Below are 25,204 nucleotides of genomic sequence, written 5' to 3' on the forward strand. Positions count from 1 at the left end.
ACTAAACATTAAGCAATGGGGTTGGCATTTAACATTTATTTAAATCTAATATAATGTTGGGTTTAACCCTGTTGCTCATCTTTGAAAAAGAAATTAACTAATAAACGTAAAATGAAAAAACAGTTATTATTTGCTGTATTGGGCTTAAGTGTTGCTATAGCCAGTTGTTCTAAAAACACTGTAGATGATGGTGGTGTTGTAGTTCCCCCTAAAGACACAACCACTACAAGTAACATAGTTACAGTAAGTGGCGATATTACTACCGCTACTACATGGAGTGCAAGTAAAATATACTTATTAAAAGGTAACGTGTTTGTAACAAACAACGCTACTTTAACTATTGAGGCCGGTACTATCATTAAAGGTGATAAAGCTACTAAAGGTGCTCTGATCATTACTCGCGGCGCTAAAATCAACGCTACAGGTACTGCTGATAAACCAATTGTATTTACTTCAAACATTGCAGCCGGTGGCCGTTCACAAGGTGACTGGGGTGGTATTATTCTTTTGGGTAAAGCGCCAAACAACTTAGGTACTTCAGTGCCAATTGAAGGTATTTCTGATGCTACTGATAAAGGTAAACATGGTGGTACTGACGCAGCTGATAACTCAGGTACTTTGAAATATGTACGTATTGAGTATGCAGGTATTCCATTGAGCCCTGATAACGAGATCAACGGTTTAACTTTTGGTAGCGTTGGTTCAGGTACTACTATTGAGTACATTGAAGTTTACCGTTCAGGTGACGACGCTTACGAGTGGTTTGGTGGTACTGTAAATGCTAAACACTTATTAGCTATCGATACCTGGGATGATGATTTTGATACTGACAACGGTTTCTCTGGTAAAATTCAGTTTGGTTTAGCTCAGCGTTTAGCTGCTACTGCCGACGTATCAGGTTCAAACGGTTTCGAATCAGATAACCTTGCTTCAGGTACTAACGTTACCCCGCAAACAAGTGCAGTTTTCTCAAACATGACCATCTTAGGTCCACGTGAAATTGCTTCTGGCGGTACACCTTCTCCTCCAAGCATCAACGCTAACTTCCAACATGGCGCTCAAATTCGTCGTAACTCAGCTATCAGCATATTAAACTCTGTTATTGCTGGTTATACTGAAGGTGTATTCTTTGATGATGCATTGCCGGGTGGTACAAGCACTGATAATTCATCAACTGCTTACCTTACAGGTAAATCAGTATTTGCTAACAACATCATTGCTTCAAGTAATTCAAAAAGCAACCAGATCAAAGCTTCAAATGCAACTGCTTTAGCTGCAATTACTGCTAAGATCACTGTAGATAACACTTTCTTACCGGATGTTTTCGCTGCAGCATTCTTTACTGATCCTTACAAATTCAGCCCTGATGTAGCTCCTGCTGCAAGAGCCGGTGTGCCTAACTTTGTACAAATAACTGGTTCACCTGCTTTAACCGGTGCTTTATTTACTGATGCTAAAGTAACTGATACTTTCTTCGAGAAAGTTGCTTATAAAGGTGCTTTCGGTACTACTGACTGGTCTGCTGGTTGGGCTAACTATAACCCACAAGTATTGCCTTACACTACTCCTGGTGCTGTTAAATAATTTCAGCTTCTGGTTAAGTATATAAAAAAGAGGTGGCTCATATGAGCCACCTCTTTTTTATTGATATAGATTATCAATAAAAAAGCTCCGCGACTTCAATAGTCGCGGAGCTTTTTTATGTGGTGGTAACGGAATTAAAGATTCTTACCCAGTTTTTCTAACATCTCCTGCGGTACCTTATCCAGATCAAGCACCAGGAAACCGTCTAAAGAATCGGCAAACTTAGGGTCGATGTTGAAGCAGATGATCTTGGCATTAAGGGCGATGTACTGACGAAGCAATACAGGTACCTTCATGTTACGAGTCTCAATGTCGGATATAATAGCATCGAGCGTTTTGAAGCTATCCTCACCGGAGGCTTTCAATACATCGGCATCAACGCTGGAGAAATCAACTTTGAATTTTTTGCGCGGTTTTACATATTGTGCCATTTCATAGTCAAAGTGGTTACGGTTAATATAATCAACAATGAGCGATTTGGATAGGGTAGAGAACGAATTACTGATACTCACCGGACCAATAAGGTAACGATAGCGCGGGTTATCTATTAGGTACTTGAATATACCTTTCCACAGTAAGAAAAGCGGCAACGGTTTTTGCTGGTATTCTTTACGGATGAACGAGCGGCCCAGTTCAAGGCTTTTCTTTAATACCGGGGTAAGTTGCGGCCGTATCTTAAATAGTTCGGCTACGTAGAACCCGCTTTTACCCATGCTGTAAAAAATCTCGTCGCCAAGACCAATGCGGTAGGCGCCTACTATGCGTTTGGCATCGGTATCCCAAATAAACAGGTGATGGTAGTAAATATCGTACTCATCAAGGTCTATCTTTTTATTGGTGCCCTCACCAACCTCACGAAAGGTGATCTCGCGCAATCGGCCTATCTCACGGATAATGCAAGGCAGGCTTGATGGTGGGGCGATGTATACCTCGTAATGATGTTCCTGCCATACACGATAGTTTTCGCGCAGGGTTTCTACCTCTTTTTCAAGTACGGCAGTATCCGTTTCAGGAACTATCTCTTCAGGAGTTTTACGGATCTTGAACAGGTTACGCGGACTGAAGAGTTTCTTTTCCTCTTCCAAACCGGCACCCAAAGCGTACGTTTTGGCGCGTAAAAAACTAAGCAGTTTGGTATTGTTGGTATTATCAGGTATATCCTGAAATTGTATCGGCTTACCTATACGTACCTTAATAGTATGACCTTGTTTATTGAACAGTTCCGACGGTAATTTGGCAGTGCGCAATGCAGGGTGTATCAAACTAAGCAGGTTAAAAAGCAGGCCGTTGTTGCCATGAAAGTAAACCGGTACAACAGGCACTTTGGCTTTTGAGATGATCTTGCCTACAACCGGGTGCCAAAGGCGGTCGGTTATTTCTTTTTTATCTACCTTAAAAGTTGACACTTCCCCGGCAGGGAAAATACCGATAGGGGTGCCGCTATTTAGTAGTTCGAGTGTGTTCTTTAACCCGCTGATACTGGATGAATGCTCTACATTTTCGAAAGGGTTAACAGCTATAAAATACTCGCTCAAGTTAGGGATCTTTTTCAGCAGAAAGTTAGCCATGATCTTGGCATCGGGACGGGCAGTACATAGCAGTTTAAGCAGTACCATACCTTCAATACCACCATAAGGGTGGTTGGCAATGGCAATAAAGCCGCCCGATTTCGGAATGTTCCGCAGATCTTTCTCATCGTACTCAATGCTAACGCCGCAGCCTTTTAATATGGCATCAACAAAGGCAGGGCCTTCATTGGGTTGCGCCTGGGCAAACAGATCGTTAACCTGGTTAATTTTCATCAGCTCCATCAACAGGGCTGCCAGTCCGGGCATTTTTAGCTTATCCAGCTTTGTGGCCTTGGCAAACTCCTCGGTGGTGATTATCTTCATGTATTATTTCGGGGTGTTACAGGTAAATCAAAATTTAAATATGCCAAAAAATATTTACTTTGTTAGCTGATCAATATGTTCAAACAAGCATGAAACTTAAAAACGACCTGTCCATCACTAAAAAAGAGTGGAATGGTTTGGTATTGATGCTTGCATTGATAGCAGTGGTTTTGGCTGCCCCTTACGTATATCAATCAATTAGCAAAGATAACACAATTAACTATAGCCTATTTAATAACAGGCATGCCATAGCTGTAAATAATGCTAAAAACAAAGTTAATGCAGGCTATTCGCATGCAAATGATAACGTTAATAGCCCCGTTACATTGTTCCGCTTTGATCCGAATAGATTACCTGCCGAAAAATGGAAACAATTAGGCCTAACCGACAGGCAGATCACCGTAATAAAACACTACGAAGCAAAGGGCGGCAGGTTCTTTAGTAAGCACGATGTACAGAAGATGTACTCGCTATCGGCAGCCGATTACCAACGACTGGAGGCCTACATCGCCCTGCCCGAAAAAAGCGACTATACCCCCAAGCCCCGGCTTACCGAACCGGTGGAGATCAACACGGCTGATTCGGCAAAGCTGACCACCATACATGGTATAGGCCCGGTGTTTGCCTCGCGCATTATTAAATATAGGCAGCGTTTGGGTGGATACATCAGCAAGGCCCAGCTGAAGGAAGTGTATGGGGTAGACGATAAGAAGTACAACGAAATAGCCGACCAGGTAAAAATAAACCCGGCGCATATACAGTATATAAACCCCAATACCGCTACCTTTGACGATTTTAAGCGCTTGCCTTATCTTACCTTTAAACAAATGAATGCCATTATACAATATCGCCTGCAACATGGCGATTATAATAGCGCAGCAGATATGGAAGGTATAGCGATTTTAACCAAGCACGACATCGAAAGAATAAAACCATACCTCATTTTTAAATGATAGAACAACAGATAAAAGCGGCCATAAGGGACATCCCGGATTTCCCGAAGCCGGGCATTATGTTTAAAGATATTACCCCGATATTAAAAGACCATAACCTTTGCGAAGGTATTGTTGACGCTTTTATTGAGCAGATAAAAGGCATAAAGGTAGATGCCGTAGCCGGTATTGAAAGCCGCGGGTTTTTGTTCGGCTTAACTTTGGCTAATAAACTGGGCGTACCTTTTGTACCTGTACGTAAAGCGGGAAAGCTGCCTTATACCATCAAGCAAAAGGTTTACGAACTGGAGTACGGCACCGCCACTATTGAACTGCATACCGATGCCTTTGAACCGGGTAGCCATATATTAATTCACGACGACCTGCTGGCTACCGGCGGCACCGTTACCGCGGCGAGCGAGTTGATACAGGAAATGGGTGGGGTAGTGGCCGGTTATACCTTTGTGGTTGGTTTGGGTTTTTTAAACGGGAAAGAACGCATTACCCCCGTAAGCGATAACGTGATAGTGCTGGCCGAGTATTAATAAAACAGCTTGAATACTATAAACGAAGATAGCGACACCCACCATGCTCCCCGGCATACGTATGTGCTGGATAAAGAGGTATCGGTACTTACCGAGGGCGAGCTGTTAAAGCATAGCTTGTACATAGAGCAGGCTTCTTCCTATTTGCCGGGTATTGTTGCGGTTGAGTTATCAGTTAACGAGGGGCTGTTCGGGAGTACATCTAAATACAGCCAGTTTCCGGAAGTGGCGGTTGTGCAGCAGACGGGGCGTGTTGTGCTTTCGTGTGGCTGCGGCTTGCAGGAAAACACGCTTTGCGAACACCAGGTGCAGGTGCTTACCTATATTATAAGGAGGGAAGATGTATTGGCCTTCTTTGATCCTTCTCTCCGCAGGCGCAAATTGCTGGAGGTTGCCCGTGCTTACGGACTGGAAGAAGCACCCGATCTGGATGTGTACTTTCAGTTGGAGTACATAGGTCAGCGTTTAAGTGCCAAGCCTAAAATAGCTTCGCTTTTTTCCTCGACTGCCGAAAGTTTGAAAACGGTGAATGAGCTGCTTTTCAATAACGGTCAGCCTGATTTGCTGGTGGCCGATGTTGCGGGTGATGATACTATCCGCGCCATTGTATTGCGGGAGCATAAGTACTACAAGCACCTCATTATTGAACTATATGACGGAGCCGCTACCAAGGAGGGGAAGATCAAAAACCCGCTGACGGCGGTCAATATCTTGTCATTACTGGCGGGCAATGAGGATTTACCGGCCATGAAATTTTTGGCAGCTACCGCTTATTTTCAGCAGGCTATTGATGCCAAACGATCTGCTACGGCATTGAACCATTTGCGGGCTATAGTGAAAAACCCTATGGAATATGCCATATATGCCCACAATGCTGAAGCCAGTGAAAAGGTTACCGCGAGCGCTTTGAGCCCGGTGCAGCTATCAAGGATAACGAAGAATATCAATCTGTCGGTAACGCCCAAGGGAGAGTTTTATGAGATAAAAGGTTTGCTGAAAATAGGGGATACTTCCTACCTGTTGAAAGACCTCATGCTGAAATTTACCTACTTCATCGAGTTACAAGACACGCTTTATTTGGTGAAAGACCTGCAAATGCTCGGGCTGATCCAGTTATTCAGGGATAAATACGAGCTGCTGATCCATCATACACAGTACAAAAACTTCCGCGGCCAGGTATTGGGCAAGCTGGAAGAGCAGATGGAGGTGAACTATACACACATAAAACCCGCTACCAAATCACTTATTGCAAGGCAGCAGATCTACCAGAACGAAGAGCGGATCATCTACCTGTCCGACTTTGGGCGGCATGTAATGATAGTACCGGTGATGCGCTATGATGAGGTAGAGATCTCTATACGAACTACAAAACAAATATTTACATCTGACGATAAGGGCAACGAGTACCTCGTAAAGCGCGATGAGCAGGCCGAGCAGGATTTTATGGCGATGCTCATCAAGCAGCATCCCGATTTTTTAGGGCAGTTAGAGGATGACCTGCAATACTTCTACCTCCATAAAAAACGCTTTTTGGATGCCGGGTGGTTCCTGAATGCTTTTGAAGAGTGGCGAAACCAGGGCATAACCATACTTGGTTTTAACGAATTGAGCGGGAACAGGCTCAACGCGCACAAAGCCAAAATAACGGTACAGGTGATCAGCGGGGTAAACTGGTTCAATGCCAAAATAAACGCGCGGTTCGGCCGCAAAAAGGCTTCGCTGAAGCATCTGCATAAAGCCATACGCAACAAAAGCAAATTTGTACAGCTTGACGACGGCACCCTGGGTATACTGCCCGACGACTGGATAGAAAAATTCACCAAGTATTTTACCTCCGGCGAAGTGCTGGACGACGATACCCTCATCACCGCCAAAATAAACTACGAGGCTATTGCTGCACTGTACGATAAGGAAATGATTGATGAGCAGGTGGTGCAGGAAATAGCCGGTTATAAAGCCCGCTTAAGCAAGCTCGAAAATATAAACGAAGTGCCGGTGCCCGAAGGGTTGAACGCTACCATGCGCCAGTACCAGCACGAAGGCCTTAACTGGCTTAACCTGCTGGATGACCTCAATTTTGGCGGCTGCCTTGCAGACGACATGGGGCTGGGCAAAACATTGCAGATCATCGCTTTTGTGCTGTTGCAGCGCACCAAAGTCGAGAAGAACGTGAACCTGTTAATTGTACCCACATCGCTGGTGTTTAACTGGCAGGCCGAGGTGCAAAGGTTTGCGCCGTCTATAAAAATACTCACGCTGCATGGCGCAGGCAGGGTAAAGGATACTGAGGATTTTGATAATTACGAGCTGGTTTTAACCACCTACGGCACCCTGCTGGCTGATGTTGGCTTTTTGAAAAGGTATATGTTCAACTATATTTTCCTCGATGAATCGCAGAATATCAAGAACCCCGGCTCGCAGCGTTATAAGGCGGCCCGCTTGCTTCAGGCCCGTAACCGTGTTGCCATTACCGGTACGCTGATAGAGAACAACACCTTCGATCTGTTCAGCCAGCTATCCTTCACCTGCCCGGGATTGTTGGGCAGTAAGCAATATTTTAAGGACATCTACTCATCACCAATTGATAAGTTTAGGGTAAGCAAACGCGCCCGCGAACTGCAAAATAAGATTGCGCCTTTTATATTAAGGCGTACCAAACAGGAGGTAGCGCAGGAACTGCCCGATAAGACAGAAATGGTACTGTATTGCGAAATGCAGGCAGAGCAGCGCAAAATGTACCTCGCTTACGAACGCGAGTTCCGCGAATATATATCGGCTACTACACAGGAAGAGCTGCCGGCTTCATCAGTACATGTACTGCGCGGACTAACCCGTTTGCGCCAGCTTTGCGATTCGCCGCTATTATTAGGCGATGAGAAACTGCCGGGTGAAGAATCATCCAAAGTTGATATGCTGCTGGAGCAGATTGAAATGCGTGCGCCGCATCATAAAATACTGGTGTTCTCGCAGTTTGTGGCCATGCTCGATCTGGTTAGGAAAGAGCTGCGCTCGCGTGCTATCAGGCATGCTTACCTTACCGGCAGCACGCGGAACAGGGAAGACGTGGTGAATGATTTTCAAACCAACCCCGATACGCGGGTATTCCTGATCAGCCTGAAAGCAGGAGGGACGGGGCTTAACCTCACCGCTGCCGATTATGTGTACCTGGTTGACCCATGGTGGAACCCTGCGGTAGAGAACCAGGCCATAGATCGCTGTTACCGTATCGGTCAGCATAAAAACGTGGTAGCCGTAAGGCTGATATGCCCCGATACTATTGAAGACAAGGTGCAGAAGCTCCAGGAATCAAAAAAGGTACTGATCAACGGCCTGATACGCTCGGGCAGTTTCAATTTGCAAAACCTCTCGAAAGCCGACCTGCTTTCACTGCTTGATTCTTAGCCGTTTCAGCTATCCGGAACATAAATATTCATATTTGAAATTAGTGTTTGATTTTCAAAACTTTGTGCTTACCTTTGTCGTCCCTGAAAGGAGGTATTAGAGGATTATGATTATAATAAACGTAAAAGACGGTGAATCATTAGATAAAGCATTGAAACGCTTTAAAAAGAAATTTGAAAAGACCGGTGTTTTAAGAGAACTACGCAGTCGCCAGGCTTTTGAAAAAAAATCTATCACTCGTAGAACTACAGTTAAAAACGCTATCTACAAACAAGGCTTAAACTTAGATCCATCTTAATTTTTCTTTGTAAAAAGAAATTTTCAGATTTTCTAACTACATATTAAAACTATTTGTACATTCATTTCCCTGGATGTATGAGTAGTTTTTATGTTTTTAGAGCGTTTTATACAATATATTAAATTCGAAAAGCGGTACTCACCTCATACAGTTGCTGCTTACAGTGCCGATCTTGGCCAGTTTCTGAGCTTTCTAAATAGCGACCCGAAAGTTCCCCCTATTACAGATCCTGCTGAAATTACCCATCACGACATCCGCAGCTGGATGGTGACCATGATGGATGATAAAATTATTGCCCGTTCCGTTAACCGTAAAATAGCCACACTGCGCAAATACTTTAAGTTTTTGGTGCAGGAGGGCGTAATTACTGTTAACCCCACCGCCAAAATCAATACGCCCAAAATCCCTAAAAAACTACCCGTGGTGGTAGAAGATATAAAACTGGCTAAAATGCTCGATGATGATTCGGTATTTAATACTGATTTTAAGGGCCTGCGCGATAAGCTGGTGATAGAACTGCTGTTTGGTACAGGTATACGCCTGGCCGAGCTGTTAGGCATCAAAGAAACCGATATTAACCAATATGAGGGCACGGTAAAGGTTTTAGGCAAGCGCAATAAGGAGCGCATTATCCCGGTGAATACCGAGCTGAAGCGTTTACTTACTGATTACGTGGAATTAAAGAAAATGCAAAATTTTGATAACAATTCTTTAATATTGATCGTTACAGATAAAGGAGCAAACGCTTACCCGAAACTTATATATTTAATTGTGCATAAATACCTTTCCTACATATCTACCCAAAATAAAAAGAGCCCGCACGTGCTTCGGCACACCTTTGCAACCGCTCTTTTAAACAACGGGGCCGATCTTAATTCTATTAAGGAGCTGCTGGGGCATGCCAATTTAAGCGCCACGCAAATCTATACGCACAACTCAGTTGAACGATTAAAGTCTATTTATAAACTCGCCCATCCAAAGGCATAAAACGGAGGAACCATGAAAATCACAGTGCAATCAATTCATTTTACTGCAGACAAAAAATTGTTGGATTTCATACAGAAAAAAGCCGATAAGCTCGATACATTTTATGATCATATAATTAATGGGGAAGTTTATTTGAAGCTGGAGAATGTTGAAGATGAAGCAAATAAGATATCGGAGATAAAACTTCAGCTGCCGGGCAATACCATATTTGCCAAAGAAAAATGTAAAACCTTTGAAGAAGCTACTGATTTGGCTATCGAGAGCCTCCGCAAGCAGATAGAAAAGCACAAACAGAAGAAAAATGCGGCTGATGCCGTTGCCAAGAAGGCAATACTCACATCGGCCGAAGAGGAATTTTAAACGTAAAATACAGTAAATCAAAGCGAAAATCGACAGGTAAAAAGCCTGTCGATTTTTTTTGATAAAAAATTTTGAACGGGTATAAATTTTTGTAGATTTGCAGTCCCTTTCGGGGAGGTGCTTAACGGCGCAAAAACGAAGAAAAGGGATCGTTCTTTAAAAAGAAAAAAATAAAATTTGTAATTATAAAACCATTTATATCTTTGCGGCCGCTAATAAGGTGAACAGAGATAGAGAAAAGGTAAAATAATAAGCCTCCTTAGCTCAGCTGGTAGAGCAACTGACTTGTAATCAGTAGGTCATTGGTTCGATCCCGATAGGAGGCTCTGTTTATTTTAGGTTTGAGATGCAAAATGTACTGATGCTTCCATTATTGGTGCATCGAGCATGGAGAATCTAAAATTAACAACCGGGGGGATACCAGAGCGGTCAAATGGGACGGACTGTAAATCCGTTGCTTCGGCTACGAAGGTTCGAATCCTTCTCCCCCCACATTTTAATTAGTGATGGATTGAATGAGTGAATTGTTGATTTGATCTGAAAAGATTAAGCGATAATTCACTCAATCACTAATTTAAAGAAAAGCGGAAGTAGCTCAGTTGGTAGAGCGATAGCCTTCCAAGCTATAGGTCGCGAGTTCGAACCTCGTCTTCCGCTCAATAAAAATAGTGGACAGTGCAAGGTTCGCGGTAAGCAGCATAACAACTGCAAACTTTAAACTGGCAACTGAAAACTAAACATCAGCCGACGTAGCTCAGGGGTAGAGCACTTCCTTGGTAAGGAAGAGGTCATGGGTTCAAATCCCATTGTTGGCTCAATTTAAGAGATTAAAGAATATTTTTAAATAAAAATTAACCTACAAAATTAATATACATCATGGCAAAAGAAAAGTTTGACCGTAGCAAGCCGCACTTAAACATCGGCACTATTGGTCACGTTGACCACGGCAAAACCACCCTTACAGCTGCAATTACAAAAGTATTAGCTGATGCGGGTTTATCTGAAGCTCGTTCTTTCGATTCAATCGACTCTGCTCCTGAAGAAAAAGAGCGTGGTATCACTATTAATACAGCGCACGTTGAGTACTCAACTGCTAACCGTCACTACGCACACGTTGACTGCCCGGGTCACGCGGATTATGTGAAAAACATGGTTACAGGTGCTGCCCAGATGGATGGTGCAATCATTGTGGTTGCTGCAACTGATGGTCCGATGCCTCAAACCCGTGAGCACATCCTGTTAGCTCGTCAGGTAGGTGTACCTGCACTTGTTGTTTTCATGAACAAAGTTGACATGGTTGATGATCCGGAATTATTAGAATTAGTAGAAATGGAAATTCGTGAATTATTATCATTCTACGAATATCCAGGTGATGATATCCCAGTTATTCAAGGTTCAGCTCTTGGTGGTCTTAACGCAGATCCTCAGTGGGTTGGTAAGATCATGGAACTGATGGACGCTGTAGATAACTACATTCCAATTCCTCCACGTTTAACTGATCTTCCTTTCTTGATGCCGGTTGAAGACGTATTCTCGATCACTGGTCGTGGTACTGTAGCAACAGGTCGTATCGAGCGTGGTGTAATTAACTCAGGTGAGCAAGTTGACATCTTAGGTATGGGTGCTGAGAACTTAAAATCAACCGTAACAGGTGTTGAGATGTTCCGCAAGATCCTTGACCGTGGTGAAGCTGGTGACAACGTAGGTTTATTGTTACGTGGTATTGAGAAAACTGATATCCGTCGTGGTATGGTTATCTGTAAACCAGGTTCAGTAACTCCTCACACAGATTTCAAAGCTGAGGTTTACGTATTGTCAAAAGCAGAAGGTGGTCGTCACACTCCATTCTTCAACAAATACCGTCCGCAATTCTATTTCCGTACTACTGACGTAACAGGTGAAATTTCACTTGCTGAAGGTGTAGAAATGGTTATGCCAGGTGATAACGTTACCATCACTGTAAAGTTGATCAACGCTATCGCGATGGAAAAAGGTCTGCGTTTCGCTATCCGTGAGGGTGGTAGAACAGTAGGTGCCGGTCAGGTAACTGAAATCTTAAAATAATCCCCTTTAAACGCGCAAGCACTAAAGGTTAGGTTAATTATACAAACAAAGTACTCGGATTAGTCTGAGTACTTTGTTTCATAATGAACAACAATAATACACGGGAATAGTTCAACGGTAGAATAGAGGTCTCCAAAACCTTTGATCAGGGTTCGAATCCTTGTTCCCGTGCATATAGAGCAAAGTAGAAAATGGCTAACGTAACTGAATATATTAAGGAGTCGTACATAGAGTTAACCCAAAAAGTAACCTGGCCAACATGGAAAGAGTTACTTAACAGTGCTATACTGGTATTGGTTGCTGCTATTATAATCGCTGCCTTAATATTCGTGATGGATCAAGGTATCGGTTACTTGCTTAAACAGTTTTATAGTTCACTGGCTTAATATTTGATATAGATGAGTGATCAGTTAAAATGGTACGTGGTAAGAGCCATAAGTGGTAAAGAAAAGAAAGTAAAACAATATATAGATGCTGAGGTTAGTCGCCTCGGTATTTCTCATTTGATACCGCAGGTGTTAATACCTACCGAAAAGTATTATCAAATGCGTGATGGAAAAAAGATAGCTAAAGAGCGTAACTATTTTCCGGGCTATGTTTTAATGGAAGCCGCCCTTGATGGCGAGCTTGAGCACATTATTAAAAACATCAATAGTGTAATTGGCTTTTTGGGTGACAAAGCAGGTAATGCTATCCCTTTACGCCAGGCAGAAGTTAACCGTATTTTAGGTAAGGTTGACGAAATGACATCACAAACCGAAACCATCAACGTACCATATTACGTGGGTGAAAACGTAAAAGTGATGGATGGCCCTTTCAATGGCTTTAGCGGCGTAATTGAAGAGGTTAACGAAGAGAAAAAGAAACTGAAAGTAATGGTAAAGATATTCGGCCGCCGTACGCCGCTCGAATTGAATTACATGCAGGTAGAGAAAGAATAATTTGGTGAGCGGTAGATAGTGAGTTATTGATTCACTTGCATACCGCCACACATATATAAAGAAGTTGGGTGATTGTTTTTATGCTGGGCTACGGCTCACCATTCACAAAGCACCACTCATCAACAAAATGTTACATAGCTTCCACTTACTAACATTGAGTAATAATTAAAGTAAATTAAAATGGCAAAAGAAGTCGGTGCGTTAGTAAAACTACAAGTGAAAGGCGGCGCTGCGAATCCATCTCCACCAATTGGCCCTGCATTGGGTGCAAAGGGTGTGAACATTATGGAATTTTGCAAGCAGTTTAATGCACGTACCCAGGATAAACCTGGTAAAGTGTTACCTGTGGTTATTACTGTATACGTTGACAAGTCTTTTGATTTTATCATTAAAACCCCACCGGTTGCTATCCAGTTATTGGAAGCTACAGGTTTAAAAAGTGGGTCGGCTGAGCCTAACCGTAAAAAAGTTGCCAACGTAAGTTGGGATCAGGTTCAAACAATTGCCACAGATAAAATGACTGACTTGAATGCGTTCACAGTAGAATCAGCCATGAAAATGGTAGCAGGAACTGCCCGCAGTATGGGGATTACCGTATCTGGTACGGCTCCCTGGAATAATTAATTTATACAAATCAGTTTAAGACAGTGGCTAGATTAACAAAAAATCAAAAAGCGGCACTCTCCAAAATTGAGGCTAACAAATCTTATAGTTTACAAGCTGCGTCAGCATTGGTAAAAGAGCTTACTCTAACCAAGTTTGATTCATCAGTTGATATAGATGTTCGTTTAGGTGTTGACCCTCGTAAAGCCAATCAAATGGTACGTGGTATAGCAACATTACCTCATGGAACCGGTAAAACTGTACGTGTTTTAGTACTTTGCACGCCTGACAAAGAGCAGGAAGCAAAAGACGCAGGTGCAGATTTTGTAGGTTTGGATGATTATATTGCCAAGATTGAAGGCGGATGGACTGATGTTGATATTATCATCACTATGCCAAGTGTTATGGCTAAAGTAGGTCGTTTGGGTCGTATTCTCGGTCCGCGTAACCTTATGCCTAACCCAAAATCAGGAACAGTAACACCAGAAGTTGGTAAAGCTGTAACTGAGGTTAAAGGTGGTAAAATCGACTTCAAAGTTGATAAAACAGGTATCATCCACACTTCAATAGGAAAAGCATCTTTTCCTGCGGATAAAATTTATGAAAATGCTTTGGAAGTATTGCAAACCATTTCAAAATTAAAACCATCTGCAGCGAAAGGAACATATTTCAAGAGTATCCATCTCTCTTCAACTATGTCGCCAGGAATTGAAATTGAAACCAAAACAGTAGCGGGGATTTAATCATGAATAAAGAAGAAAAATACGATCTTGTTCTTGCCCTTACTGAACAGATTAAAGAGTACGGTAATTTCTATATTACTGATACTTCAGATTTAACGGTTGCAAAAATCAATAATATCCGTCGTCAATGTTTCGAAAACGACATTAAGATACAGGTAGCAAAAAACAGCTTGATTAAAAAAGCTATGGAAGCTGCCGGCGGAGATTTCAGTCCGATATATGATGTTTTAAAAGGTTCTTCATCAATCTTCTTTTCAAAATCAGCAACTGCTCCGGCAAAGTTGATCAAGAAATTAAGAAAACAAGGTGACAAACCGGTTTTAAAAGCAGCATACATCGATTCAGCTGTATTCATTGGCGATAATCAGTTAGATACTTTGACCAAACTAAAGTCAAAAGAACAACTGATAGGCGAAGTGATAGGATTACTGCAATCACCGGCAAAGAACGTTGTTTCTGCATTGCAATCAGGCGGAAATATACTGGCAGGTGTTGTAAAAACATTGCAAGAAAGAGGTTAACGAACACCCTTAAGTTCGATATTAAACAAAACGTATTAAAGTAAAAAATTAAATAAAATGGCAGATTTAAAAGCCTTTGCTGAACAGTTAGTTAACTTAACAGTAAAAGAAGTAAACGAATTAGCTCAAATCTTAAAAGACGAGTATGGTATTGAGCCTGCTGCTGCAGCTGTTGCTGTTGCTGCTGCTCCATCTGATGGTGGTGATGCTCCTGCAGCTGCTGCTGAGCAAACTGCATTTGACGTTATCTTGAAAGAAGCTGGCGGTTCAAAATTAGCTGTAGTTAAATTAGTAAAAGACCTTACAGGCCTTGGCTTGAAAGAAGCTAAAGACTTAGTTGACGGTGCACCTAAAGAATTAAAAACTGGTGTAACTAAAGAAGAAGCGCAAGCTCTTAAAGCACAATTAGAAGAAGCCGGAGCGGTAGTTGAGGTTAAATAATTAACCACACACACAATAGCATCAGACTCCGACCGTTTTAGGTCGGGGTCTATTGCTGTTTATATTACACCCATTTTTGTTTGAAGTTCAGGAAAAACTTTAATCAAACAAGTACACAGTTTATTAGTAAACTAAAATTATAATCCCTTGGCAAACAAAAATAATCAAAGAGTAAACTTTGCAACCAGCCGTAAGGTATTGGATTACCCGGATTTCCTGGATGTGCAGTTACAATCTTTCCAGGAATTTTTTCAATTGGAAACTACTTCAGACAACCGCTATAAAGAGGGGTTGTTCAAGGTGTTTGCTGAAAACTTTCCTATTTCCGATTCAAGAAACATCTTCGTTTTGGAGTTTCTTGACTACTTTATTGATCCGCCACGTTATGATATACAAGAGTGTATCGAGCGCGGGTTAACTTATAGTGTGCCTTTAAAAGCAAAACTTCGCCTTTCATGTAATGATGAAGAGCACGAAGATTTTGAAACCATAGTGCAAGATGTGTACCTGGGTACTATCCCTTACATGACACCGAAAGGAACCTTTGTTATCAATGGCGCCGAACGTGTTATTGTATCACAGCTGCACCGTTCACCCGGTGTGTTCTTTGGCCAGAGCCGCCACACCAACGGTACTAAATTATACTCGGCCCGTGTAATACCTTTCAAAGGTTCATGGATTGAGTTTGCTACTGACGTTAACAACGTGATGTATGCATATATTGACCGTAAAAAGAAATTCCCGGTTACCACGTTACTTCGTGCTATTGGTTATGATTCAGATAAAGACATTTTGGAATTATTTGAACTTGCCGATGAAGTGAAAGTAAGCAAATCAGGCTTAAAGAAATTTATTGGCCGTAAGCTTGCTGCAAGGGTGCTTAAAAAATGGGTTGAGGATTTCGTGGACGAGGATACTGGTGAAGTGGTATCTATCGATCGTAACGAGATCATCCTTGAGCGTGAAACCATACTTGAAGACGACCATATCGATATGATCATCGACGCGGGTGTTAAAACCATCATCCTGAACAAGGAAGATGCTTCAACCAGCGGTGATTATACTATTATATATAATACATTACAAAAAGATACTTCGAACTCTGAGAAAGAAGCGGTGGAGCACATCTATCGCCAGTTACGTAACGCTGAACCACCTGATGAGGAAACTGCACGTGGTATCATCGATCGTTTATTCTTCTCGGATAAAAGATATGACCTGGGCGATGTGGGTCGTTACCGCATCAACCGTAAATTGAAACTGGATACTTCTGATGAAACCAAAGTTTTAACCAAACAGGATATCATCGCTATTGTGAAGTACCTGATCAAATTGATCAACTCTAAAGCTGAGGTGGATGATATTGACCACTTATCAAACCGTCGTGTACGTACGGTAGGTGAGCAATTGTATGCACAGTTTGGTGTAGGTTTAGCACGTATGGCCCGTACCATCCGTGAGCGTATGAACATTCGCGACAACGAGGTGTTCACACCAACCGACCTGATTAACGCGCGTACACTGTCATCAGTGATCAACTCGTTCTTCGGTACCAATCAGCTATCACAGTTCATGGACCAAACCAATCCACTGGCAGAGATCACGCACAAGCGTCGTCTGTCAGCCCTTGGGCCCGGCGGTCTGTCGCGTGAGCGTGCAGGTTTCGAGGTTCGTGACGTACACTACACCCACTACGGTCGTTTGTGTACTATCGAAACACCGGAAGGTCCGAACATTGGTTTGATCTCATCACTTTGCGTACACGCTAAGATCAACAACCTTGGTTTTATCGAAACCCCGTACAAACGTGTGGTTGATGGTAAAGTAATGGTTGATGAGGCGGTTGTTTACCTGTCGGCAGAAGATGAAGACGGTAAAACTATCGGTCAGGCTAATGCTTATTATGATGATAAAGGTGAATTTGCCAACCCGCGTGTAAAAGCACGTTTCGAGGGTGACTTCCCGATCATCGAGCCGGAAAGACTTGATTATATGGACATCGCTCCAAACCAGATCACATCAATTGCGGCATCATTGATCCCATTCCTGGAGCATGATGATGCTAACCGTGCATTGATGGGTTCGAACATGCAACGCCAGGCCGTACCATTATTACGTCCGGAAGCGCCTATTGTTGGTACAGGTTTGGAAGGCCGTGTAGCAAAAGATTCACGTACACTGATCAATGCCGAAGGCAATGGTGTGGTTGAATATGTTGACGCTACCGAAATTAAAATAAAATACGACCGTAATGAGCTTGACCGCCTGATCTCTTTTGATGGCGATACCAAGACTTACCGTTTAACCAAGTTCAAGAAAACCAACCAAAGTACTACCATGAACCTTAAGCCTATCGTTAAGAAAGGTGAGAGAGTTGAAAAAGGACAAGTGCTTTGCGAAGGTTACGCTACCCAAAATGGTGAGCTTGCATTAGGCCGTAACTTAAAGGTTGCGTTCATGCCTTGGCAAGGTTACAACTTTGAGGATGCGATCGTGATCTCTGAGCGTGTGGTATCACAAGATATCTTTACCTCATTACACGTTGAAGAATTTGAACTTGAAGTGCGCGATACCAAACGTGGGGAAGAAGAGTTAACACCGGATATCCCTAACGTATCAGAAGAAGCTACTAAAGACCTTGACGAAGACGGTATTATCCGTGTAGGTGCCGAGGTTAAAGAAGGCGACATCCTGATTGGTAAGATCACCCCTAAAGGTGAATCAGATCCTTCACCGGAAGAAAAATTATTACGTGCCATATTTGGTGATAAAGCAGGTGACGTTAAAGACGCGTCATTAAAAACTCCGCCTTCAATTGCGGGTGTTGTAATTGATACCAAATTATTCTCACGTGCTAAAAAGACTTCAAAAGCTGAAGAAAAAGCGCAGATTGAGAAACTGGATACTAAACACGAAAAAGCGATAAAAGACCTTAAGAATACTTTGGTTGACAAATTATTCGAAATTGTTAACGGTAAAACATCACAAGGTGTTTACAACGTTTACAAAGAGCTTTTTGTAGCTAAAGGTGTTAAGTTCACACAAAAAATACTGGCCGAACTGAACTACGAAAACATCAACCCAACTAAATGGACCACTGATGATGATAAGAACGACCAGATAAAAACACTTCTTCATAACTATAACATTAAAGTTAACGAAGAACTGGGCGCTTACCGCAGGGATAAGTTCGCTATCAGCGTGGGTGATGAGCTGCCATCAGGTATCGTACAAATGGCTAAAGTATACATCGCTAAAAAGCGTAAGCTTAAAGTGGGTGATAAAATGGCCGGTCGTCACGGTAACAAAGGTATTGTTGCACGTATTGTACGTGACGAAGACATGCCTTTCCTTGAAGACGGTACTCCGGTTGATATCGTGTTGAACCCGCTGGGTGTACCTTCACGTATGAACCTTGGGCAGATCTACGAAACAGTATTAGGCTGGGCAGGTAAAGAGCTGGGTATGAAATTCGCTACGCCGATATTTGATGGTGCAAGCCACGAAGAGGTTGAAGAGTGGGTTAAAAAGGCAAACTTACCAGAGTCAGGCCGTACTTATCTGTACAACGGTTTAACGGGTGACCGTTTTGATCAGCAAACTACTGTAGGTATTATCTACATGCTGAAATTAGGTCACATGGTTGATGATAAGATGCACGCGCGTTCTATCGGGCCATACTCATTAATTACACAACAGCCATTGGGTGGTAAAGCCCAGTTTGGTGGTCAGCGTTTTGGTGAGATGGAGGTTTGGGCATTAGAGGCATTCGGTGCTTCAAATATCCTGCAAGAGATATTAACCGTTAAATCGGATGATGTTATCGGCCGTGCTAAAACTTATGAGGCTATTGTTAAAGGTGAAAACCTGCCTACACCATCAGTTCCTGAATCATTCAACGTATTGGTTCATGAATTAAGAGGTTTAGGTTTGGATATCACGTTAGAATAAGGGGTTGTTGTAATGTTGGAAGGTTGTAAGGTTGAAAAGTTAAGTCAACGTTACAACATTCCAACTTTATAACCTTTCAACAACAATAAAACAAAAGGAGACTATGTCTTACAAAAAGGATAATAAAATCAAAAGTAATTTTACCACTATTACTATCAGTTTAGCCTCTCCGGAGTCTATCCTTGAGCGTTCAAGCGGTGAAGTTTTAAAACCGGAAACCATTAACTACAGGACCTACAAACCTGAACGTGATGGTTTATTCTGCGAGCGTATATTCGGTCCGGTGAAAGATTATGAGTGCCATTGCGGTAAATACAAACGTATCCGTTACAAAGGTATCGTGTGCGACCGTTGCGGTGTTGAGGTTACTGAAAAGAAAGTACGTCGTGAGCGTATGGGCCACATCAATCTGGTGGTGCCTGTTGCGCATATCTGGTACTTCCGTTCGTTACCAAATAAAATTGGTTACTTATTAGGCCTTCCAACTAAAAGGTTAGACCTGATCATTTATTACGAAAGATATGTAGTTATTCAACCGGGTATTAAAGAAGGTGACGGCATCCAGAAAATGGATTTCTTAACTGAAGAAGAATACCTTGATGTATTGGATACATTACCAAAAGAGAACCAGTACCTTGATGACAAGGATCCACATAAATTTGTGGCTAAAATGGGTGCTGAGGCTCTTGAAGAATTATTGAAACGCCTTAACCTTGATGAATTATCATACAACCTGCGTCACCAGGCTGCTAATGAAACTTCACAACAACGTAAAAACGAAGCCTTAAAACGCTTACAGGTTGTTGAAGCTTTCCGCGATGCTAAAACCAGGATCGAGAATAACCCTGAATGGATGATCGTTAAGATCGTTCCGGTTATCCCGCCCGAATTGCGTCCGTTGGTACCACTGGAAGGTGGCCGTTTCGCTACTTCAGATTTAAATGACCTTTACCGTCGTGTAATTATCCGTAACAACCGTTTAAAACGTTTGATCGAGATTAAAGCGCCGGAAGTTATTTTACGTAACGAAAAACGTATGTTACAGGAAGCTGTAGATTCGTTATTCGATAACTCACGTAAAGTTAACGCGGTTAAAACTGAAGGTAACCGTGCTTTGAAATCACTTTCAGATATCCTGAAAGGTAAACAAGGCCGTTTCCGTCAAAACTTATTAGGTAAACGTGTGGATTATTCTGCCCGTTCGGTAATTGTTGTAGGCCCAAGCCTTAAATTACACGAGTGCGGTTTACCAAAAGATATGGCTGCCGAGCTGTTCAAACCATTTATCATCCGCAAAATGATTGAGCGTGGTGTGGTTAAAACAGTAAAATCTGCCAAAAAGATTGTTGACCGTAAAGACCCATTAGTTTGGGATATATTAGAGAACGTATTGAAAGGACACCCTGTATTGCTAAACCGTGCGCCTACGCTGCACAGGTTAGGTATCCAGGCGTTTCAGCCAAAACTGGTTGAAGGTAAAGCGATTCAATTGCACCCGTTAACCTGTACGGCTTTCAACGCGGATTTTGACGGTGACCAGATGGCCGTTCACGTACCACTTGGTAACGCGGCGATTTTGGAAGCCCAGGTATTAATGCTTGCCTCACACAACATCCTTAACCCTGCTAACGGTACCCCAATTACAGTACCATCACAGGACATGGTGCTTGGTTTGTACTACATAACCAAAGGCCGTAAAACAGATGAAACACGTGTGGTTAAAGGTCAGGATTTAATTTTCTACTCTGCCGAAGAGGTAATTATCGCTTACAACGAGAAGAAACTTGACCTGCACGCATTTATTAAAGTAAAAGGCAGGATCAAAGAACGCGATGGCAGCATCGTTACTAAATTGATTGATACTACTGTAGGCCGCGTATTGTTTAACCAACACGTGCCTGAAGAAGTAGGTTATATCAATGAGCTGCTTACCAAGAAGTCACTTCGTGATATCATTGGTGAGGTAGTAAAGATCACCGGTATGGCACGCGCTGCCCAGTTCCTTGATGATATTAAGGAGTTAGGTTTCCAAATGGCATTCCGTGGTGGTTTATCATTTAACCTGAAAGATATTAACATCCCTGAGCAAAAAGTTACGCTTATCGAACAAGCTTCAAAAGAAGTGGAAGAGGTAATGAATAACTATAACATGGGTTTCATCACCAACAACGAGCGTTACAACCAGATCATCGATATCTGGACACGTATCAACAACCGCTTAACCGCGAATGTGATGGATATCCTGTCTAACGATAACCAGGGCTTTAACTCGGTGTACATGATGCTTGATTCAGGTGCACGTGGTTCTAAAGAGCAGATCCGTCAGCTTGCAGGTATGCGTGGTTTGATGGCGAAACCTCAAAAATCAGGTTCAGGTGGCGAGATCATCGAAAACCCGATCCTTTCAAACTTTAAAGAAGGCCTTTCGGTATTAGAGTACTTTATCTCTACTCACGGTGCCCGTAAAGGTTTGGCGGATACGGCGTTGAAAACGGCTGATGCGGGTTACTTAACCCGTCGTTTACATGACGTTGCCCAGGATATGATTGTTGGTGAAGTTGATTGCGGTACTTTAAGAGGTATCTACACAACCGCGCTTAAAGACAACGAGGATATCGTTGAGCCTTTATACGATCGTATTTTAGGCCGTACCTCTCTGCATGAAGTGCATGATCCTATTACTAACGAAGTGTTGGTACTGGCAGGTCAGGATATTACTGAAGAGATTGGCAAAAAGATTGAGAACTCTCCGTTAGAGGGTATCGAAATAAGATCGGTATTAACTTGCGAAAGCAAACGTGGCGTATGCGCTTTATGCTACGGCCGTAACCTTGCAAGCGGTAAACGCGTGCAAAAAGGTGAAGCTGTGGGTGTAATTGCAGCACAGTCAATCGGTGAGCCGGGTACACAGTTAACACTTCGTACATTCCACGTGGGTGGTACGGCCTCGAACATCGCGGCAGAATCACAAATTAACGCGAGGTTTGATGGTGTTATTGAGTTTGAGAACGTACGTACCGTTAAATATGCCACTGCTGAAGATGGCGATGTTGATGTAGTATTAGGCCGTTCTGGTGAGTTCCGCATTGTTGAGGCAGGTACTAACAAGGTTATTGTAACTAACAATATTCCTTACGGTGCTTACCTGTACGTTGAAGATGGCGCTAAGATCTCTAAAGGCGATCGTATTTGTTCATGGGATCCGTACAATGCGGTAATCATCTCTGAATTTGCAGGTGTTACCAAGTTTGAGGCTGTATTAGAAGGTATCACGTTCCGTGAAGAATCTGATGAGCAAACCGGTCACCGCGAGAAGGTAATTATCGATACAAGGGATAAAACCAAAAACCCTTCTATCCAGGTTGCTGATAATAAAGGAAACATAATAAAAGGATATAACATTCCGGTAGGTGCCCACATCGCTGTTGATGAAGGTGAAAAACTACAAACCGGACAGGTTATTGCTAAAATACCTCGTTCAACCGGTAAAACGCGAGATATTACGGGTGGTTTACCACGTGTAACAGAGTTGTTTGAAGCACGTAACCCATCTAACCCGGCTGTAGTAACCGAAATTGATGGTGTGGTAACCTTAGGTGGTGTGAAACGTGGTAACCGCGAGATCACTATCGAATCGAGAGACGGCCAGGTTAAAAAATACCTTGTACCACTTTCTAAGCACATCTTGGTACAGGATAATGACTTTGTGAAAGCCGGTATGCCGTTATCAGATGGTTCTATCTCTCCTGCCGATATCCTGGCTATTAAAGGCCCGGCCGCGGTACAGGAATACCTGGTAAATGGTATACAAGAGGTTTACCGTTTGCAAGGTGTGAAGATCAACGATAAACACTTTGAGGTTATCGTTCACCAGATGATGCAGAAAGTAGCTATAGAGGATGCAGGTGATACCCGTTTCCTTGAAAGAGAAGCTGTTGACGGATGGGATTTCATGATAGAGAACGACGAGATCTTCGACAAGAAAGTTGTTGTTGAACCGGGCGATTCATCTACATTAAAATCAGGTCAGATCGTATCACTTAGAAGACTGCGTGAAGAGAACTCGGCACTTAAACGCCGCGACTTGAAACTGGTTGAAGTAAGAGATGCTATCCCTGCAACTTCAAGCCCGATACTGCAAGGTATCACCAGGGCATCGTTAGGTACCAAATCGTTTATCTCTGCGGCATCGTTCCAGGAAACAACTAAAGTACTGAACGAAGCAGCTATAGCAGGTAAAAAAGATAACATGCTTGGTTTGAAAGAGAACGTTATCGTAGGTCACTTAATTCCTTCAGGAACAGGTTTACGCGAATACGAAAATATCCGTGTAGGTTCTCAGGAAGAGTTTGACAGGCTGATGGCTTCTAAAACAGAAGAAGTAGATGCTTAATAAGCTATTCTGAAAAGAGTAAAATACAAACCCGGCAAAGCAATTTGCCGGGTTTTTTTGTGGTTGATATTTTTTTGTGGATGAGGTAATTTGCCTTTGAAATAGAATATGGATCTTATTTGCTGATGTCGGCAACAACCGGATAATGGTCAGACAGCTTTTGACGAACCACACGGTAATGCTGTACCTGTGTGTTTTTAGGCACCAATATGTAGTCTATCTGGAAAGGTAATAATGATTCGGCATAGGTAGAGCCGTAGCCCGAGCCCTGCTCTTTAAAAGTATTAATTAGCCCTTTCGATAATTTATGGAAAGTATATGAGGCCGGCGGATCGTTAAAATCACCCGTCAGTATAATAGGGTAGGGGCTTGTGCGGATCTCTTTACTTAACTGGTTAACCTGCCGGCTTCTTTTAATAAAACCCAGTTTTAACAAATGACCTATGCTGGCCGCGTAGTTAAGATTTGATTCGCCCGGTAACTTTTTCGGTAAAAAGTACGATTGCAGGTGAACTGAATAAACCCGCTTTACTTTGCCGTGCATCATTACATCGGCAAAAATACACTGGTTGCAACTTTTCGTTTTCTTTAACCCTAAATATTCGGTATTCACGATAGGGTATCTCGAAAAAATGGCAATACCCGAATACCGGAATTTAATAGGTTGAAAGTAGTAATAAGGAGTACCGAGGATTTTTTTAATAGAATCGGTAAGGTTGCGTTTGCCATTGGTTTCATCGTAGTACTCTTGTAATGACAGGATATCGGGTTTAATGCTGTCTATCATTTTCAGCATCCGGTTGGTTAATGCTTTTGATATGCCCTTAGCCGGTTGAAAGTGGTGTACATTCCAACTCATGATCCGTATAGCCGAGGTGTCCTTCGGCACTAATTTACCTGCGCCAGACCATTTGATATGTTGCGGTACCAACCATAAGCCCAATAAAATAATAGCAGCAGGTATAAATAACAGCGCACGACGTTTAACACTCCACCATATAAATATAAGCAGGTTGATTGCCAAAAGTATAGGATAGGCCAATGCCGCGAACGCGAATATCCAAAGTCGGCCAGGATCGGTAAAGGAGGCAAGTATGCTGCAGCCGAGGCAAAAGGATAGCACAACGGTGAATACAATACTCCAGTTAATAGCTTTTAATTTATTTGTTGGTGCGGTAAGCCACCTGAACATCTTCATTTTGGGCGTAATTGTCTTTTAAAAGGCAATAAAATAATTGTAAAAATTACTTGTGGTTTTAGGTTATATTTAGCGCAGTTATAAACCAATATCTGTTTCGGGCTCATCAGTCAGCGAATGTGCGAAAAGAACCCATCATCAATAGTACAGTAAATTAGCTAACTAAGTACAAGGTATAGCTTTTGTGATTGTTTTTAAAATATTTTTAAAAAAAACAATTTCAAAATGATTAATTTATATTTTTTTTAATATTTTAGTGCCATATTTAAAATATATACATTTGCTGGCTGTGAAAGTTAAATTTGTATAGTTGCAGGTAAAAAATTGCTATACAGCATGAAAAATAGGC

The 25,204-nt window shown here is 42.4% G+C and carries 18 protein-coding genes and 5 tRNA genes; 21 read left to right on the plus strand and 2 right to left on the minus strand.

Translation table 11 applies throughout. The annotated features are described in order from the left end of the window. Nucleotides 1-81: 81 nt before the first annotated feature. Complete coding sequence (locus AC07NA_RS20380; protein ID WP_494899341.1) at nucleotides 82-1,584, plus strand: beta-helix domain-containing protein; 1,503 nt, start codon at nucleotides 82-84, stop codon at nucleotides 1,582-1,584. Between the two features lie 134 nt (nucleotides 1,585-1,718). Here the strand turns inward: AC07NA_RS20380 and AC07NA_RS20385 are convergent, their stop codons facing one another. Further along, nucleotides 1,719-3,476, minus strand: coding sequence for a bifunctional lysophospholipid acyltransferase family protein/GNAT family N-acetyltransferase (locus AC07NA_RS20385; RefSeq protein ID WP_494899342.1), 1,758 nt, complete (start codon nucleotides 3,474-3,476; stop codon nucleotides 1,719-1,721). Nucleotides 3,477-3,565: 89 nt separating this feature from the next. Between AC07NA_RS20385 and AC07NA_RS20390 the strand changes: the two genes are divergently transcribed. From AC07NA_RS20390 to rpoC, 20 genes are all read left to right on the plus strand, one after another. Further along, nucleotides 3,566-4,429: a ComEA family DNA-binding protein gene (locus tag AC07NA_RS20390; protein WP_494899343.1), complete on the plus strand. Its 864-nt coding sequence runs from the start codon at nucleotides 3,566-3,568 to the stop codon at nucleotides 4,427-4,429. Next, entirely contained in the window at nucleotides 4,426-4,953 is a 528-nt protein-coding gene (locus tag AC07NA_RS20395; RefSeq protein ID WP_494899344.1) for an adenine phosphoribosyltransferase, read from the plus strand. Before AC07NA_RS20390 ends, AC07NA_RS20395 begins: the two co-directional genes overlap by 4 nt. Before the next feature lie 9 nt (nucleotides 4,954-4,962). Further along, the gene (locus tag AC07NA_RS20400; RefSeq protein WP_494899345.1) at nucleotides 4,963-8,355 is read left to right on the plus strand and encodes a DEAD/DEAH box helicase; all 3,393 of its coding nucleotides are present in this window, start codon (nucleotides 4,963-4,965) and stop codon (nucleotides 8,353-8,355) included. A 106-nt stretch (nucleotides 8,356-8,461) separates the two neighbouring features. Further along, nucleotides 8,462-8,653, plus strand: a complete 192-nt coding sequence (rpsU, locus tag AC07NA_RS20405; protein ID WP_345212640.1) for a 30S ribosomal protein S21 — start codon at nucleotides 8,462-8,464, stop codon at nucleotides 8,651-8,653. 90 nt (nucleotides 8,654-8,743) lie between these two features. Further along, nucleotides 8,744-9,640, plus strand: a complete 897-nt coding sequence (locus AC07NA_RS20410; protein WP_494899346.1) for a tyrosine-type recombinase/integrase — start codon at nucleotides 8,744-8,746, stop codon at nucleotides 9,638-9,640. A 12-nt stretch (nucleotides 9,641-9,652) separates the two neighbouring features. Next, complete coding sequence (gene hpf / locus AC07NA_RS20415; protein ID WP_345212642.1) at nucleotides 9,653-10,000, plus strand: ribosome hibernation-promoting factor, HPF/YfiA family; 348 nt, start codon at nucleotides 9,653-9,655, stop codon at nucleotides 9,998-10,000. A gap of 253 nt (nucleotides 10,001-10,253) precedes the next feature. Then, nucleotides 10,254-10,326, plus strand: a tRNA-Thr gene (locus AC07NA_RS20420). Between the two features lie 85 nt (nucleotides 10,327-10,411). Beyond that, a tRNA-Tyr gene (locus AC07NA_RS20425) sits at nucleotides 10,412-10,492 on the plus strand. A gap of 92 nt (nucleotides 10,493-10,584) precedes the next feature. Continuing rightward, nucleotides 10,585-10,657: transfer RNA gene (locus tag AC07NA_RS20430), tRNA-Gly, on the plus strand. An 86-nt stretch (nucleotides 10,658-10,743) separates the two neighbouring features. Beyond that, a tRNA-Thr gene (locus AC07NA_RS20435) sits at nucleotides 10,744-10,815 on the plus strand. A gap of 61 nt (nucleotides 10,816-10,876) precedes the next feature. Then, nucleotides 10,877-12,064: an elongation factor Tu gene (tuf, locus tag AC07NA_RS20440; RefSeq protein ID WP_345212643.1), complete on the plus strand. Its 1,188-nt coding sequence runs from the start codon at nucleotides 10,877-10,879 to the stop codon at nucleotides 12,062-12,064. 100 nt (nucleotides 12,065-12,164) lie between these two features. Continuing rightward, a tRNA-Trp gene (locus AC07NA_RS20445) sits at nucleotides 12,165-12,235 on the plus strand. A 20-nt stretch (nucleotides 12,236-12,255) separates the two neighbouring features. Next, nucleotides 12,256-12,450 carry a preprotein translocase subunit SecE gene (gene secE, locus AC07NA_RS20450; RefSeq protein WP_345212644.1) on the plus strand — a complete coding sequence of 65 codons (195 nt, stop codon included), beginning with the start codon at nucleotides 12,256-12,258 and terminating at the stop codon, nucleotides 12,448-12,450. Nucleotides 12,451-12,462: 12 nt separating this feature from the next. Next, nucleotides 12,463-13,005: a transcription termination/antitermination protein NusG gene (gene nusG, locus AC07NA_RS20455; RefSeq protein ID WP_345212645.1), complete on the plus strand. Its 543-nt coding sequence runs from the start codon at nucleotides 12,463-12,465 to the stop codon at nucleotides 13,003-13,005. Nucleotides 13,006-13,185: 180 nt separating this feature from the next. Continuing rightward, nucleotides 13,186-13,629 carry a 50S ribosomal protein L11 gene (gene rplK, locus AC07NA_RS20460; protein ID WP_345212646.1) on the plus strand — a complete coding sequence of 148 codons (444 nt, stop codon included), beginning with the start codon at nucleotides 13,186-13,188 and terminating at the stop codon, nucleotides 13,627-13,629. Between the two features lie 23 nt (nucleotides 13,630-13,652). After that, nucleotides 13,653-14,351, plus strand: coding sequence for a 50S ribosomal protein L1 (rplA, locus tag AC07NA_RS20465; protein WP_345212647.1), 699 nt, complete (start codon nucleotides 13,653-13,655; stop codon nucleotides 14,349-14,351). A 2-nt stretch (nucleotides 14,352-14,353) separates the two neighbouring features. Beyond that, complete coding sequence (gene rplJ, locus AC07NA_RS20470) at nucleotides 14,354-14,872, plus strand: 50S ribosomal protein L10 (RefSeq protein WP_345212648.1); 519 nt, start codon at nucleotides 14,354-14,356, stop codon at nucleotides 14,870-14,872. A gap of 57 nt (nucleotides 14,873-14,929) precedes the next feature. Then, nucleotides 14,930-15,313, plus strand: coding sequence for a 50S ribosomal protein L7/L12 (gene rplL / locus AC07NA_RS20475; protein WP_345212649.1), 384 nt, complete (start codon nucleotides 14,930-14,932; stop codon nucleotides 15,311-15,313). Between the two features lie 147 nt (nucleotides 15,314-15,460). Further along, on the plus strand, nucleotides 15,461-19,264 hold the full coding sequence (gene rpoB / locus AC07NA_RS20480; protein WP_345212650.1) for a DNA-directed RNA polymerase subunit beta: 3,804 nt from the start codon (nucleotides 15,461-15,463) through the stop codon (nucleotides 19,262-19,264). Between the two features lie 103 nt (nucleotides 19,265-19,367). Then, complete coding sequence (gene rpoC / locus AC07NA_RS20485; protein WP_494899347.1) at nucleotides 19,368-23,657, plus strand: DNA-directed RNA polymerase subunit beta'; 4,290 nt, start codon at nucleotides 19,368-19,370, stop codon at nucleotides 23,655-23,657. 115 nt (nucleotides 23,658-23,772) lie between these two features. Here the strand turns inward: rpoC and AC07NA_RS20490 are convergent, their stop codons facing one another. Beyond that, on the minus strand, nucleotides 23,773-24,855 hold the full coding sequence (locus AC07NA_RS20490; protein WP_494899348.1) for an endonuclease/exonuclease/phosphatase family protein: 1,083 nt from the start codon (nucleotides 24,853-24,855) through the stop codon (nucleotides 23,773-23,775). Nucleotides 24,856-25,204: the final 349 nt, after the last annotated feature.

The sequence above is a fragment of the Mucilaginibacter sp. GW821-FHT07G05 genome (assembly GCF_059418565.1).